At 44.5% G+C, this 14,412-nt stretch carries 12 protein-coding genes; 4 read left to right on the top strand and 8 right to left on the bottom strand.

Annotated features, from left to right (window positions below; genetic code table 11):
• Positions 1-8: 8 nt before the first annotated feature.
• The 3 genes from nrdR to lpxD all read right to left on the bottom strand — a co-directional run bounded on the left by nrdR (position 9) and on the right by lpxD (position 2,997).
• The gene (gene nrdR / locus V7R55_RS12215; protein WP_012517538.1) at positions 9-458 is read right to left on the bottom strand and encodes a transcriptional regulator NrdR; all 450 of its coding nucleotides are present in this window, start codon (positions 456-458) and stop codon (positions 9-11) included.
• Between the two features lie 98 nt (positions 459-556).
• On the bottom strand, positions 557-1,813 hold the full coding sequence (gene glyA / locus V7R55_RS12210) for a serine hydroxymethyltransferase (protein ID WP_118493416.1): 1,257 nt from the start codon (positions 1,811-1,813) through the stop codon (positions 557-559).
• A gap of 155 nt (positions 1,814-1,968) precedes the next feature.
• A complete protein-coding gene (lpxD, locus tag V7R55_RS12205; RefSeq protein WP_118493414.1) occupies positions 1,969-2,997 on the bottom strand; it encodes a UDP-3-O-(3-hydroxymyristoyl)glucosamine N-acyltransferase in 1,029 nt (342 codons plus the stop codon).
• Between the two features lie 300 nt (positions 2,998-3,297).
• Here lpxD and ettA point away from each other — a divergent pair, with 300 nt between their 5' ends.
• Positions 3,298-4,965: an energy-dependent translational throttle protein EttA gene (gene ettA / locus V7R55_RS12200; protein WP_179983992.1), complete on the top strand. Its 1,668-nt coding sequence runs from the start codon at positions 3,298-3,300 to the stop codon at positions 4,963-4,965.
• Positions 4,966-5,111: 146 nt separating this feature from the next.
• Positions 5,112-5,519, top strand: a complete 408-nt coding sequence (locus V7R55_RS12195) for a PilZ domain-containing protein (protein ID WP_334059707.1) — start codon at positions 5,112-5,114, stop codon at positions 5,517-5,519.
• A 127-nt stretch (positions 5,520-5,646) separates the two neighbouring features.
• On the opposite strand, the gene radA is transcribed toward V7R55_RS12195, so the two are convergent.
• Entirely contained in the window at positions 5,647-7,014 is a 1,368-nt protein-coding gene (gene radA, locus V7R55_RS12190) for a DNA repair protein RadA (RefSeq protein WP_334059706.1), read from the bottom strand.
• 188 nt (positions 7,015-7,202) lie between these two features.
• Here radA and V7R55_RS12185 point away from each other — a divergent pair, with 188 nt between their 5' ends.
• Positions 7,203-9,716 carry a PilZ domain-containing protein gene (locus tag V7R55_RS12185; protein ID WP_334059705.1) on the top strand — a complete coding sequence of 838 codons (2,514 nt, stop codon included), beginning with the start codon at positions 7,203-7,205 and terminating at the stop codon, positions 9,714-9,716.
• 190 nt (positions 9,717-9,906) lie between these two features.
• Here the strand turns inward: V7R55_RS12185 and serB are convergent, their stop codons facing one another.
• Positions 9,907-10,890 (bottom strand): phosphoserine phosphatase SerB, encoded by a 984-nt coding sequence (gene serB, locus V7R55_RS12180; RefSeq protein WP_334059704.1) that lies wholly within the window; start codon positions 10,888-10,890, stop codon positions 9,907-9,909.
• 138 nt (positions 10,891-11,028) lie between these two features.
• Between serB and V7R55_RS12175 the strand changes: the two genes are divergently transcribed.
• On the top strand, positions 11,029-11,724 hold the full coding sequence (locus V7R55_RS12175; protein WP_438823593.1) for a hypothetical protein: 696 nt from the start codon (positions 11,029-11,031) through the stop codon (positions 11,722-11,724).
• Between the two features lie 32 nt (positions 11,725-11,756).
• Here the strand turns inward: V7R55_RS12175 and V7R55_RS12170 are convergent, their stop codons facing one another.
• The 3 genes from V7R55_RS12170 to era form a co-directional block, all read right to left on the bottom strand.
• Complete coding sequence (locus V7R55_RS12170) at positions 11,757-12,584, bottom strand: TatD family hydrolase (protein WP_334059702.1); 828 nt, start codon at positions 12,582-12,584, stop codon at positions 11,757-11,759.
• A gap of 93 nt (positions 12,585-12,677) precedes the next feature.
• Positions 12,678-13,316 (bottom strand): pyridoxamine 5'-phosphate oxidase, encoded by a 639-nt coding sequence (gene pdxH / locus V7R55_RS12165; RefSeq protein WP_334059701.1) that lies wholly within the window; start codon positions 13,314-13,316, stop codon positions 12,678-12,680.
• A gap of 172 nt (positions 13,317-13,488) precedes the next feature.
• Entirely contained in the window at positions 13,489-14,400 is a 912-nt protein-coding gene (gene era / locus V7R55_RS12160; protein ID WP_334059733.1) for a GTPase Era, read from the bottom strand.
• Positions 14,401-14,412: the final 12 nt, after the last annotated feature.

Raw genomic sequence — 14,412 nt, 5'->3', positions numbered from 1 at the left:
TGTTCGACCTAATCCCCTAATCGCGCGATTTCTTCTCCAAATTCACGAATGTCTTCGAAGGAACGATAAACCGAGGCGAACCTGACATAGGCAACTTTGTCGAGTTCTTTTAGGGCTTTCATTATTAGGTTGCCGAGCAGCTCACTACTCACTTCGCGTTCACCAGTTGCACGCAACTGTGACTTCAGTGAAAGGATACACTGTTCGACTTTTTCTGTGCTAACAGGACGCTTTTCGAGTGCCCGTTGCAAGCCTGCACGAAGTTTATCTTCGTTAAACGGTTCACGAGAACCATCCCGTTTAATAACGCGGGGCATCACAAGCTCGGCACTTTCAAAGGTCGTAAAGCGCTCGTGACACACCATACATTCACGGCGTCTACGCACCTGTTGCCCTTCTGCAACCAAACGAGAATCAATGACTTTTGTTTCTTGTTCTGAACAAAACGGGCAAAACATGAATAATCCTTAAATATTGCGTACTTAGGCTTATCAATCGAACCTAGACTAGTTAGTCCAGCATTAGTACCAAAGTACGCAATAAAACACAATCCTATTTATTTATAAACAGGGAATTGTGCGCAAAGCGCAACCACTTCGTCTTGAACACGCTTAATAACTGACTCATCGCCCATGTTATCTAGAATGTCGCAAATCCAAGTAGCAACTTGCTTAGCTTGTTCTTCTTTGAAACCACGGCGAGTGATCGCTGGGCTACCGATACGAAGACCACTGGTTACAAACGGTGAACGTGGATCGTTTGGAACCGAGTTTTTGTTAACGGTGATGTTTGCGGCACCTAGTGCTGCATCTGCATCTTTACCGGTAATGTCCTTGTCAATAAGGTCAAGAAGGAACAAGTGGTTGTCAGTACCGCCAGAAACGATGTTATAACCGCGCTCTTGCATTACAGAAACCATCGCTTTCGCATTTGCAACAACCTGCTGCTGATACACTTTAAATTCTGGCTGTAGCGCTTCTTTAAAGGCAACGGCTTTAGCTGCAATAACGTGGCAAAGAGGACCACCTTGGTTACCTGGGAATACCGAGCTGTTAAGCTTTTTGTAAATTGCTTCGTCGCCACATGCTGACAAAATTAGACCACTACGCGGGCCTGCAAGGGTTTTGTGCGTTGTCGTTGTTACCACGTGTGCATGAGGAAGTGGGTTAGGATAAACGCCAGCGGCTACTAAACCTGCTACGTGCGCCATATCTACAAGCAAGTATGCACCCACGCTGTCTGCGATTTCGCGGAATTTAGCCCAATCAACAACACCTGAATACGCAGAGAAACCACCGATAATCATTTTAGGCTTGTGCTCTTTAGCCAGCGCTTCTACTTGAGCGTAATCTATTTCACCGGTTTCTTTATTCAAACCGTACTGGACAGCGTTGTAGGTTTTACCAGAGAAATTTACGTGCGAACCGTGAGTCAGGTGACCACCTTCAGAAAGGCTCATACCTAATACCGTATCGCCCGCGTCAAGTAATGCCATGAAAACAGCTGAGTTTGCTTGTGAACCAGCGTGTGGCTGAACATTTGCGTAGTCTGCACCAAATAGCGCTTTTGCACGGTCGATAGCTAGTTGCTCAACAACGTCTACGTGCTCACAACCGCCGTAGTAACGCTTGCCTGGATAGCCTTCAGCGTATTTATTAGTAAGCTGCGAACCCTGTGCTTCCATTACACGTGGGCTACAGTAGTTCTCAGAGGCAATTAGCTCAATGTGATGTTCTTGACGCTCAACCTCTTTAGACATTGCATCGGCTAATTCAGGATCGAAGTCGGCTATATTCATTTCGCGAGAAAACATGGGGGGCTCCTTAACTGCGGTTTTTATATGGCGTTACGCACTGATTGCTCAAATTCGAGCCATATTCTAGTCATTTTCGGTTACTTGTATACCGCTTTATGACCAAATTAATATAAATGGCGCAGGTTTAACGTAATACCTACGCCAGCGCGAGATCAGACCTGTTTTTCAAGGGCTTTAACACGGTCAAATAAACTGCCAATTTTAGCAAGGCGAACCGTATTTTTACGCCAATCACGGTTGGTTTGTGCTGGCTGACCAGAAGAATAAACACCCGGTTCAGTGATATCTTGTACAATCATTGTGTAGCCAGTCACCTGAACGTTATCACAAATGCTAATGTGACCATTGATGCCAACTCCTCCGCCAATAATTACGTGTTTGCCAATATGACAACTGCCGGCGATACCGGTAGCGCCGCAAATGCAGGAATGATCGCCAATAATACAGTTGTGGCCAATTTGTACTTGATTGTCGATAATAACGTTAGTGCCTAACACCGTATCTTCCATAGCACCGCGGTCGATGCTGCTGCTCGCACCAATTTGACTGTCGTCACCAATACGTACTGAGCCGGTTTGCGGAATAGGGATCCACACGCCTTTATCATTTGCATAGCCAAAGCCCGCTGCACCAATTACCGTTTGACTATGAATGGTCACGCGCTTGCCAATAACCACGTCGTGATAAATGGTCACATTTGGATGGATAGTACAGCCTTCACCAATGTGCGTGCCTCTGCGGATAACGGTATTAGCGCCAACCGTAACTCTATCGCCCAGCACCACATTATCTTCAATAATAACGTTGTGTCCTAGCGACACATCACTGCCGATGCGCGCAGACGGCGCAATAACTGCTGACTCAGCAATGCCTGTAGCAACCGCTGGGGTGGTATCGAATAGCTGAGCGATGAGCGCAAAGGCCGCATGTGGATTTGCCACAACTAGAGCGGGAACTGGGCTGTCACCTTTTAAGCTTTCGTGCAGAATAACCGCACCGGCATTTGTATCTTTCAACTGCGGTTTATATTTAGGGTTGGTCAGAAACGAAATTTGATGCGATGCTGCACCAGATAGCGTGCCAACCGCAGAAATTGTGATATTGCCGTCGCCCTGCACTTCCCCACCAACATGCTTGGCGAGTTCATCCAGACTGTATATGCGTTTATTCATAGCGGTCATCTTAATTGCCTGTTCAGAAATATGAATAGTATTGAGTCTATCTCTTTGGGTTCTTTATTGCTTTTTACTAGCTCAGTAGCTAACCATAGAGCCCATGTTTACTCATGCTTATAAAACACAAGTTTACCTTAAATCAACTCGCCAACCGATGCATAAATCGATCTTTTTGGCATGAGTGATTAAAATATCGCCAAGCGCAAATTCACCGAGGTTAAGTAACTGGCGCAAACTACCCAGTTACGAGTAGAATACACCGTAACGACTTTTTTATTTTCACCGCTTATTCAGCGAGGATAGAGCATGGCGCAATACGTTTACAGTATGCATCGCGTGGGCAAAATCGTCCCACCTAATAGACACATTCTAAAAAATATCTCACTTAGCTTTTTCCCAGGCGCCAAAATTGGTGTGCTAGGTCTAAACGGTGCAGGTAAATCTACCTTACTTCGCATTATGGCTGGCGTAGATACCGACATCGAAGGTGAAGCGCGTCCTCAACCAGGTTTGAAGGTGGGCTATCTTCCACAGGAACCTCAGCTTGATGAAACCAAAGATGTTCGCGGCAATATCGAAGAAGCCGTAGCCGATGTTAAGCACGCACTGACTCGCCTAGACGAAGTCTATGCCGCTTACGCAGAAGCAGACGCTGATTTCGACGCCCTTGCTAAAGAGCAAGGTGAGCTAGAAGCTATTATTCAAGCCAAAGACGGCCACAATTTAGAAAATGCCCTCGAGCGTGCTGCAGATGCCCTTCGCCTGCCAGCTTGGGATGCGGACGTTAGCAAATTGTCGGGTGGTGAGCGTCGCCGTGTTGCGCTTTGTCGCCTGCTTTTAGAAAAACCTGAAATGTTGCTTCTTGACGAACCGACCAACCACTTGGACGCCGAATCAGTTGCATGGCTAGAGCGCTTCCTTCACGATTATGAAGGTACAGTTGTAGCTATTACCCACGATAGATACTTCCTTGATAACGTTGCGGGTTGGATTTTAGAGCTTGACCGAGGTGAAGGTATTCCATGGGAAGGTAACTACTCTTCTTGGTTGGAGCAAAAAGAAAACCGACTAGAGCAAGAAGAGCGTACCGAAACGGCGCGTATGAAGAGCATGAAACAGGAACTTGAGTGGGTACGCTCAAACCCAAAGGGTCGTCATGCTAAAAGTAAAGCTCGTATGGCTCGTTTTGAAGAACTATCGACTAGCGATTACCAAAAGCGTAACGAAACTAACGAGCTTTTCATTCCACCAGGTGAGCGCTTGGGTGACAAGGTTATTGAAGTTAGCAACCTTAAAAAGTCCTATGGCGATCGTGTATTAATTGATGATTTAACGTTTAAAGTACCGAAAGGTGCAATCGTAGGTATTGTTGGCCCTAACGGTGCGGGTAAATCAACCTTATTCAGAATGCTTACCGGCGCTGAGCAACCTGATTCAGGCAATATAGATTTAGGTGATACTGTTCAGATTGCTGCGGTAGAGCAGTTCCGCGACCACATGAACGAAGAAAACACTGTGTGGAAAGAAATTTCTGACGAGCAAGACATTATTCGCATTGGCAACTTTGAAATTAACAGCCGCGCATACTGCAGCCGTTTTAACTTCAAAGGCACCGACCAGCAGAAGTTTATTAAAGACTTGTCAGGTGGTGAGCGAAACCGTGTACATCTTGCGAAACTTCTCAAAGCTGGCGGTAACGTATTGCTACTGGATGAGCCAACCAACGACCTAGACGTAGAAACTCTTCGCGCCTTAGAAAACGCGTTGTTGGAGTTCCCAGGCTGTGCCATGGTTATCTCGCACGACCGTTGGTTCCTAGACCGCGTGGCGACGCACATCATGGATTACCGCGATGAAGGTAACATTAACTTCTTCGAAGGTAACTACTCAGATTACGAAAGCTGGTTGAAGCAGGAGTTTGGGCAAGATGTGGTTGAACCACACCGCCTTAAATATAAGCGCATGTCTAAATAAAGGGAATTTAGGATAAACCTTTCCTTACCTTAAAAGCCAAGAGCCGCTGTCATCGATAGCGGCTTTTTTATTTGTTTGCTTTTCGTTGCGAACACGAGAAATTTAGCCAATACTGAGGTCGTTAATGATAACTAGGTATGTGAGTAATGACAGATAAACGTCAATTCCAACGAGTTTTACTGAATGTAAACGGCACACTGGCACATAACGACATCAGCATTGATGTGGTGGTTAGCGACGTGTCTCTGCAGGGCATAAAACTTCAGGCAACGGAACTTGCATTATCAAACCTACCTTTCGACAGCCATGAACCTTATGTTGCTACCTTCCAAGCCAACGAAGACAGCCCCATCATTACTCTTTCAATCTCGCAGTTATATCGCCACGCGGACAGCAGGCAAGAGCTTGTTTCATTAGGATGCAAAGTAGAGCGCATGGATGTGGACAGCATAAGCGCCCTGCGCCGTTTGATTACTTTAAATAGCGATGACGCCAGTATTGAAGAGAAGGACCTTAACGCATTGGTTAATGCGGTTTATCAAGCGCCAAAATAGAACGTAAAGTTACTTTAAGGCTTTGCAATACTTCAGAGAACCCTGTTCCCATAAAACTGCGCAAGAGGACATACTTAGTAAGCCACCTTACGCGTTCTAGACTGCTTTGAAATTCTTGTCTTTCGCCTTACTCTAGGGCATCTAATGCTTCAGAAAGACGAGCAACCGGCACAACTTTCATGCCATCAATGGCTTGTTTGGGTGCATTGGCCTTGGGCACAATAGCGCGTTTAAAGCCATGTTTTGCTGCTTCAATAATGCGCTCTGTACCATTGGGAACCGGACGAATTTCACCCGCGAGCCCTACTTCACCGAATACGATTAAGTCTCGTGGTAACGAGCGGTTTCTGAAGCTGGAAATCATCGCCAACAATAACGCCAAGTCAGCACTGGTTTCAGAGACTCGTACACCGCCAACCACGTTTACAAACACGTCTTGGTCGTTCATTTGCACGTTACCGTGTCGATGAAGTACCGCTAAAAGCATAGACAAACGGTTTTGATCTAAGCCCACCGCTATACGCCTTGGGTTAGACATCTGCGAATAATCCACCAGCGCCTGTATTTCCACTAGCAGCGGGCGAGTGCCTTCCCATATAACCATTACACTGGACCCTGGCGTTTCGTTATCGCCCCGACTTAAGAAAATAGCTGAAGGATTACTTACCTCTTTCAAACCTTTTTCCGTCATGGCAAATACACCAAGCTCGTTGACTGCACCAAAGCGGTTTTTGTGGCTTCGCAGAGTACGATAACGGCCGTCACTTTCCCCTTCCAGCATCATTGAGCTATCGATACAGTGCTCAAGTACTTTCGGGCCGGCTAAGTTACCGTCTTTCGTTACGTGACCAACTATAAACATGGCAAAATGATTTTGTTTAGCAAAGCGTGTTAGATAGGCTGCGCTTTCTCTTACTTGGGATACGCTGCCTGGCGCCGACTGTACATCTGACACATGCATAACCTGAATAGAGTCGATAACCATAATTTTGGGTTTTTTGGTCAGTGCCAGATCACAGATGGTTTCCACATTAGTTTCGGCAAGCATCATCAGCTTATCGTCGGGAAGGTTTAAACGTTTTGCACGCATCGCCACCTGCTGAAGAGACTCTTCCCCTGTTACATAAAGGGCAGTTTCGCTTTTCGCCATCTGACACATGACTTGCAGTAAAAGTGTACTTTTTCCGGCGCCAGGTGAACCACCAATTAACATGGCTGCGCCCGGGACTATCCCCCCGCCAAGTACTCTATCTAGCTCCTTAAACGTTGAGGAAAACCGCGGTAATGATTCTAAATCTATTGCGTTTAGCGTTTCGATTTTGGCAGCAGTTTGCCCTGCATATCCTGATGTAGTTTGTCGAGCCACACTTTTGGCACTCGCTACCACAAACTCACTTATCGTGTTCCACGCTTTACACTCAGAGCATTGCCCTTGCCAACGGGGGAACTCTGCCCCGCAGTCAGAACACACATAAGCAGTTTTACGTTTTGCCATATTCCAGTTTTATCCATTGCTTAAAAAGAGTATTCTAACACTTAATAACGGTGAATTAAGCACAAACCCACGGTCAGTTTTCATTCAGAAATATACCCCAAAAGTATAAATATTAACGGGTTAATGAGTTTTACTGATTTGCCGATAACAACTAAAATAATGATACTTAACAATAAAGTTGCGCATTCATGAGTCAAGATTTAAAGCAATATGCTGATATTATTGAACAGCTAAAGCCTATGGTTAATGAGCCTGAATTTAACCAGGTATTGCTTCAAACTGCTTCTGATGTACCTAAAGAAAAACGCTTTCTTATTAAAATGGAAGTGAAGCGCTTGGCCAAACCTTGCATGCGCACTATTGATTTGCGCGGTCATGTAGACGGCAAATGCAAAAAATACGTACACGAAGGGCGTAGTCACTACATGGACGACTTGGCTGTTGATAAGTTCGAAGAACAACTACGCGTGTTCGGTCGATACACCTACGGTGTATACGAAGCTGTTCAAAACACTGAAAACAACTTTCGCCTAATGCGCGAAAAAGAACTCGAGCAAGAAAGAGCTGACAAAGAAAATCCAGAACTCAAAAAGCGTTCAGCGGTTTTGGAACAGTTCAAAGTACCTACAGTAAATCTTCTCGATTACAGACAACGCAATACAGAGCGCATGAATTTTGCGGTTGCCGTTGAAATATTCAATAGTGCAAATCAATCAATGCGTGGCTTAAGCGTTGATATATCCCTTGAAGGTCTGCAAGTAAAACTGTCTAAGGACTCGTTTTTTGAAAAGGGTGAAACGCTCTTTATTTACTTCAGAGGGCTTGAAAACGAGTTTGCCATGGATAAGAAAAATGGCATTGCTTACAAGTTAGTAAAAATCATTACGAAAAATGACGTTAACTACTTAGCCTTACAGCGCGATAAGACTCATCCAAGCCCAGCATTCGACAAGTTCTTGGAGAGCTTTATACACGGTAACAAACGCCGTTATAAAGTGAATATGACGAACACCATTGAGGCGATAACCAGTAAAACCTGCGAGCAATACTTTTCACCTCGTAGCCCCACGCTTCCCGTTTTTATCGACGTCGTCAACGAAACTTTAGTGCCACGCTATGCAATGGTAAATGAAGTAAACCGTGAAACGGTACAATATTGGCAAGACGAAGAAGAAAACTGTCGTTTGAATTTCTTATTATCGCAAGAAAGACTGACTCGGCTACTTAATAAATCGGATGAAGTTCGTGAAATTTTTGTTTTCAGCTTCACGCACTTGCACACAGATAAAGTTTATTTTTATTCAGCTGCTTATGAAGAGCTTCTTCAAAAAGAGGTGTTGTCACGTGTATTTTTGGGCTTCGGCTCAAGGAAGGCGAGTTGGCGAGTGTTTAAAATAACTCTGACAGACATGGAGCCAGAGCAAGCCCATATTCCGCTTTCTATTCCAGACTCTGTCGGCAATAAAGTTAAAAAGCTCAATACACCACCTTCTGCTCGTTTGATGTCAAAGCTTAAGAACCTACGTTATCTCGCTCATGTGACAGACGTAACCTCTGTTACAGGGCAAGAGACATATAACGAACTTAAGTTTAATCGTGACAATCTCTCACATTTGAGAGTTTTTGGTCACCCACGAAGTCGTGCAGCCTCTAATGTTCAACTCGTACGCTTTAAATACGAAGAGCAGCGTATTGAAAGCCGCTACCAGTTAAGAACGCAAATTGAAGCAAGATTTAATGGCGACTCAACTGTACATCGTGGCATAAGCGAAGATATATCAGTTCACGGATTGGGTCTTCGGGTAGAACTGGCAAAAGATTATAAAGGCAGCTTAGAAGGTAGAGTAGAAGTTGGGTTTCCTCGGCTTCAGGAAATAGCTAACAACTTTGACGTAATGCACCTTCAATACGACATTATTTATCATAATGTGGAAAAAAACATCCTTCATTTGAAAACAGCCACAGGTGATGAGGGCAAAAGTGCTCGCAACTTTTTTGAAGAATTAATTAAAAAGAACAAGGCCAACCTTAGAGTAGATAGTGATGAAGAAGAAGTAGAGGGCATGGGGCAAGCGCTCCGCTGTATAAATGCAAGGAACGCCACCTCGTTATCTTTTCTTATGAGTAAAGAGGGTGTGCGATATACTCCGCAAGCGTGTATTGTTGGAAAACAAGATGAGCGCATCACTACCCTTACCACGCAATACGCAGAACGTGGAAAAGTGAACTTGGAGTTTTTATTCAGAGATAGAAAGCAAGATTCTCCTTTCGTACAAAGTGGTATTAAAGCGGTTAAGCTCGAGAATATGCCCTTACGGCAAGAGCTATTCATATCATTCGATGCGTCTCAAAAAGAGCCGCGTATGGCGATTATCCCTCGTTATTCACACAAATTTGAAAACAATGAGCAACGCCGCGCGTTCATAAGAGAAGCCATGGTGCGCGGTCAATTTGTCGCTATACATGTTATGTTGACCACAACTGGCAAGCCCGACTTAAGTATGCTGCAAACAGAAATTAACTACGTGACCATGTACGCCATGCACAGAGCTCGCGAGTTGGAGAAGAAAATGTGGAGTATTGCGGCCTGCTCTCACCTTGTCGACGTAACGGACGAGGTACTTGTAAGATATGGCTTTGCTATGGAAGACATTACAGCAAATAAAACGCTAAAAAGTGCAGCTCAACCTAAAGCCTATTGAGCGCAACGCATAGTGAAATCGCAAAGCCTACCAATTTAAATGAGCCCGTAGGTTAAAACTCATTACGGAAAGCTGTGAATCACAAGATTTTGGAAGCTTGTGGCTAGTGAAAGGTAATTTATAAAGTGAGAAGCGCTAGTTGTATTTTCCCAAAACTAGCGCTTGTTTTAGTATTCCAGATTCTCACTAACTACTTGTCTAGAAAATACAGAAGGCTATGCAAATTGCCGATACGGATTGCCACATCCGCCTTTTCATTAACCAGAGGCTTACCGTGGCACGCAACGCCTAAGGCTGATTCAGCCATCATGACTAAGTCGTTCGCACCATCGCCCATTGCAATAGTCTGACTCGATGGTATTTGCCACTTTTCAGACAGCGCTTTTACCGTGCGAGCTTTTACATCAGCATTGATAATTTCGCCTTCCACTTTCCCTGTTAAATGCCCGTCTTTCACCGCAAGCGTGTTCGATATCGCGTAGTCTAAGCCCAATCTCGCTTTTAAATGATCGGCAAAAAAAGTGAAGCCGCCCGATGCAATAGCGAGTTTCCAATTATGCGCTTTTAAATGACTAAGCAGTGCCTGAATACCAGGCATAATAGGAATGCTGTCGCGTATTTGATTTAAGTGGTCAATGGGTACTCCCTCTAAACATGCCACCCTATGGGTCAAGCTATCGTTAAAGGCTATTTCTCCGCGCATTGCTCTTGCGGTCACTTCGGCAACTTGCTCACCAACACCAGCCAGCTTTGCTATTTCATCAATACATTCTATAGCAATAACGGTGCTATCCATATCCATGACCAGCAGTCCAGCTTTAGACAAAGACGGTCGAGAGGCTTGCAGTCCAACATCAAGGTGGTAGGCATCACTAACATCGCCAAGTAGCGACTTTATATGCTCTGGCTTTGCACTAATTACCTCCCCTCTTATCTCGATAGCGTCGTCTCCCATTTGCTGATGCAAATGATGAAACGCAGCACTCACTGGCGAGAATACGTTTTTGAGCTTGTCTAATACGCCTTTTAATAAATAAGGGGTAACAGCTTGTCCTATTACTGTAAGCGTATGCGAATACGCTATAGTATTGTGCTCACTGCTGACAATGTTCGCTAAGTGTGAAGCTAGATGAATATCATCATTATTAATTTCGATGGTGAATGTGTCTTTCATAACGCACACAGAAACTGTGGTGATTGGCAAATGATGCGCTAATGCTAACCAATTAGACTAACTAATAAAATATCCTCTTTAAAATTATTTAGATTTAACCTACTGTTAGGCAACTCATAGCATTTATGGAAATACGCATTGTTAAACGTGCTGAGCAAAGCCCCTTCCCAATCAAAAAGCACTTCTCACTCGCTGTACACGGCATTGAAAAGACTTTTTCATACGTTGATTGTAAGTACGGTGTTTGCGCTTGTGATTGTATTGATACTATTGCTTCAGCAATATCAAAGTGACTGGCTAACGGTTCAAACACGTTTTTCTGGTGAAAGCATCGCTAGGCAGTATGCTAAACTCCTTCGCCCAGCATTCGATGCTCAGCAAGCTGCCAATCGAGAAAGTGAAGCAGATTCAGGATCTTCGCGTTCGAGCGCTCACGCTCAACGAAACTACATTGAAAGTGTAGCCGCTGTTTTAATTAAAGAACCACATATTCTCGCTCTATCGGTATTCGATAAAGACGGAAGATACATTGCGCCTTTACCTCAAATTGATAGCGTAGTAACGATGAGCCAATCACAAAGTGTGACGCCGCTTACCTATGTTGGGGTGATCACCGACAACGATGATAATGTACTAGGCTATGTGAACATTCATATGGACACGCAAACAATACTAGAAAGCCCACTTGCTCTGCGTTATCAACTTACCTTTATTGCGTGTATTTTAGTGTTTTTGACATTGATATTAGGCATTTACCTGACTCGAGCGTTTTATAAATCTCGCCCTTGGTTTATTCAAGCTATCGAATCGATAAGAAAGAAAGGCAATTCGTAAGCGGGTATCTGGGCTTTTCACACGAGGCTGTTCTACGCTGCATTAAACAAGCGCAAATAGTTTTCTGTTGTGATGGACGTTGTTTGGTCAGGCGACACAGCGAATAGTTCGTGCATAACATCAACAACATCGGATAGGTACTGAGGTTCATTAGGTACACCCTGCCTTCCGTACATGGGCATATCTGGGGCATCAGTCTCTAGCAGTATCTTATCGAAATGGTTTTCTAGCAGATACTTAAGGGTGTCTCGCGTCTTTCTTGCTCTTTCATAGGTTATGGTGCCACCTATTCCTAAGTAAAAGCCTCGCTCGATATAGGCTTTGGCTGCCTCTACACTACCCGAGAAAGCATGCACTACTCCAACACCTTGATATCTGGCTTGTTTAAGGGCTTCTAATAGCAAGTGGTGGCTTTTTCGATGATGCAAAATAACAGGGAGCGATATTGCGTCGGCAAGTTTTAAATGGGCATGTAGCACTCTCTTTTGAAGCGTAAATGGCACATTAATATGTCCATCAATACCGGTTTCTCCCACCGCTTTTACCGACAAGTGCAGATTAGCGGCAGCGGCTTCAAGCCGTTCTAGGCTTTCAGAAATCCCTTGCTCATGTGCATCTGTGGTCGAAGCTTGACTATTCTGATTACTATCGGTCAAAAAATAGGGATGGAGACCTAGCGCGGTGTCGATGGGCAGAATACTGCCGTATTGCTCACTAAGCGCTTGGAGCGCTTTCCAAGATGGAGGGTTAATACTTGGCGCCATGATGCGAGTAACCCCAGCGGCTTTAGCACTTTCCAGAGATACGTGAAGGTCTACTTTTGACGCAAGTAGGTCGAGGTGGCAATGGCTGTCAATCATTGGCGTTGCTCTCTTCTCGCTATACAGTCAATTGAGCGCTGAGTATTTGGCTAGTCTTCTTGCAAGACTAGACTCCCTTCACCATCAGAGTGTTTACGGCATTAAGCGCTGTGTTGACCACACGCCATCTTCGGTTTTGTTATACTCGAAACGGTCGTGAAGCCTATCTTCTCCGCCCTGCCAAAACTCGATTTGATGAGGCACTATGCGAAAGCCACCCCAAAAGTCTGGTACGGGTAGTTCTTTGTTCGCAAACTTATCTTTTAGCTGCTTAAATTGGGTAAGCAAAAGCTCTCTACTGCCAATTGGCTTGCTTTGTTTAGACGCATAGGCCGCCAATTGACTGTCTTTAGGGCGAGAGAAGAAATACGCTGCATTTTCAGAAACAGAAAGCTTTTCAACGCTGCCACATACGCGAACCTGACGCTCCATAAAGAACCATGGAAAGTGACAGGATACTTTGGGATTAACTGAGAGTTCTTGTGCTTTTCGACTGCCAAGATTTGTGAAAAATACAAAGCCATTTTCACTGACATCTTTTAACAAGACGATACGTTGAGAAGGCTGCCCATTAGCATCAACAGTGGCAACCGTCATCGCGGTAGGATCAGGTATACCAGCATCAATGGCATCTTTCAGCCATTTATCGAACAAATCAAAAGGACTTGAAGTAATGTCTGACTCACTCAAACTGCCCTTTGAGTACTGCCTGCGCATATCTGAAATTGCCATATACCGCTCCTGAACAGAGGTTATTATGCTTATCAATGTTTTTGTAGTTTGTGCAAAGCCTTTACTCAAATGCTTTTGGTTTTGGTTTTTTGTTTACCTAACGCACTTGAGAATGCAATGTTAATCAGCGTTAGAACAAAGCTCAACGTTCTAACGCAAATTATAATTTGAGCTAAAAGTTGCTGTCGTCGCCGTAGCCTAGTGAACGCAAAGCACGCTCGTCGTCTGCCCAGCCTTGTTTTACTTTAACCCAAAGCTCCAAAAACACCTTATTGTCGAACAAGTTTTCCATATCTTTACGGGCTTGCTCGCCAATAGTTTTCAAATGCTTACCACCTTTACCGATGATCATGCGTTTTTGCGTTTCACGCTCAACCAAAATTAGGCCACTAATACGATAAACACCATTGTCAGCCATTTTGAACTGCTCAATTTCTACCGTAGTAGAGTAAGGCAATTCATCGCCAGTGAAGCGCATCAGTTTTTCACGGATGATTTCAGCAGCCATAAAGCGACTTGAACGGTCAGTGATATAGTCTTCTGGAAAGAAAAATTCACTTTTAGGTAACGACTTAGCCACTAAGCCTCTAATGTCGTCTACCATCTTGCCCTGTTTAGCGCTGATAGGGATCATGTGCTCGAACGGGTGTTTTTCACCAAGCTTTTGAAGGTGAACCAAAAAGTTTTCTTTATCTTCCACCTTATCCATTTTGTTTACGATCAGGTAGCAAGGAAGGTTTGCCTGCTTAACTTTACTTAACACCATTTCGTCCTCGGCGTTAAAGCGATCGCCTTCAACGACAAATAGCACAAGGCCAACTTCAGCTAACGAACTAGACGCGGCGCGGTTCATGTAGCGATTAATCGCGCGTTTTTCGTCTTGGTGAAGCCCTGGTGTATCAACGTAAATCGCTTGATAATCGCCGTCAGTATCTATACCTAAAATACGGTGACGCGTGGTCTGAGGCTTACGTGAGGTTATGCTTACCTTTTGACCCAGTAAACGGTTAAGTAGCGTTGACTTGCCCACGTTAGGGCGCCCGACTATCGCAACTAGGCCACAGCGAGTTTGAATATCTGGCATCTCTGGCAAATT

This window comes from Alteromonas sp. S005, assembly GCF_036864475.1.
Lineage (GTDB): Bacteria > Pseudomonadota > Gammaproteobacteria > Enterobacterales > Alteromonadaceae > Alteromonas.
The sequence above is the reverse complement of the archived record's forward strand: the minus strand, read 5'-3'. Positions and strand labels throughout refer to the sequence as shown.

Bases quoted from the DNA above. Each gene is read 5' to 3' on its own strand.
- radA (WP_334059706.1), bottom strand. From the start codon at position 7,014: ATGGCAAAACGTAAAACTGCTTATGTGTGTTCTGACTGCGGGGCAGAG.
- lpxD (WP_118493414.1), bottom strand. From the start codon at position 2,997: ATGACCGCTATGAATAAACGCATATACAGTCTGGATGAACTCGCCAAG.
- ettA (WP_179983992.1), top strand. From the start codon at position 3,298: ATGGCGCAATACGTTTACAGTATGCATCGCGTGGGCAAAATCGTCCCA.
- era (WP_334059733.1), bottom strand. From the start codon at position 14,400: ATGCCAGATATTCAAACTCGCTGTGGCCTAGTTGCGATAGTCGGGCGC.
- V7R55_RS12170 (WP_334059702.1), bottom strand. From the start codon at position 12,584: ATGATTGACAGCCATTGCCACCTCGACCTACTTGCGTCAAAAGTAGAC.
- nrdR (WP_012517538.1), bottom strand. From the start codon at position 458: ATGTTTTGCCCGTTTTGTTCAGAACAAGAAACAAAAGTCATTGATTCT.
- pdxH (WP_334059701.1), bottom strand. From the start codon at position 13,316: ATGGCAATTTCAGATATGCGCAGGCAGTACTCAAAGGGCAGTTTGAGT.
- glyA (WP_118493416.1), bottom strand. From the start codon at position 1,813: ATGTTTTCTCGCGAAATGAATATAGCCGACTTCGATCCTGAATTAGCC.
- V7R55_RS12195 (WP_334059707.1), top strand. From the start codon at position 5,112: ATGACAGATAAACGTCAATTCCAACGAGTTTTACTGAATGTAAACGGC.
- V7R55_RS12185 (WP_334059705.1), top strand. From the start codon at position 7,203: ATGAGTCAAGATTTAAAGCAATATGCTGATATTATTGAACAGCTAAAG.
- serB (WP_334059704.1), bottom strand. From the start codon at position 10,890: ATGAAAGACACATTCACCATCGAAATTAATAATGATGATATTCATCTA.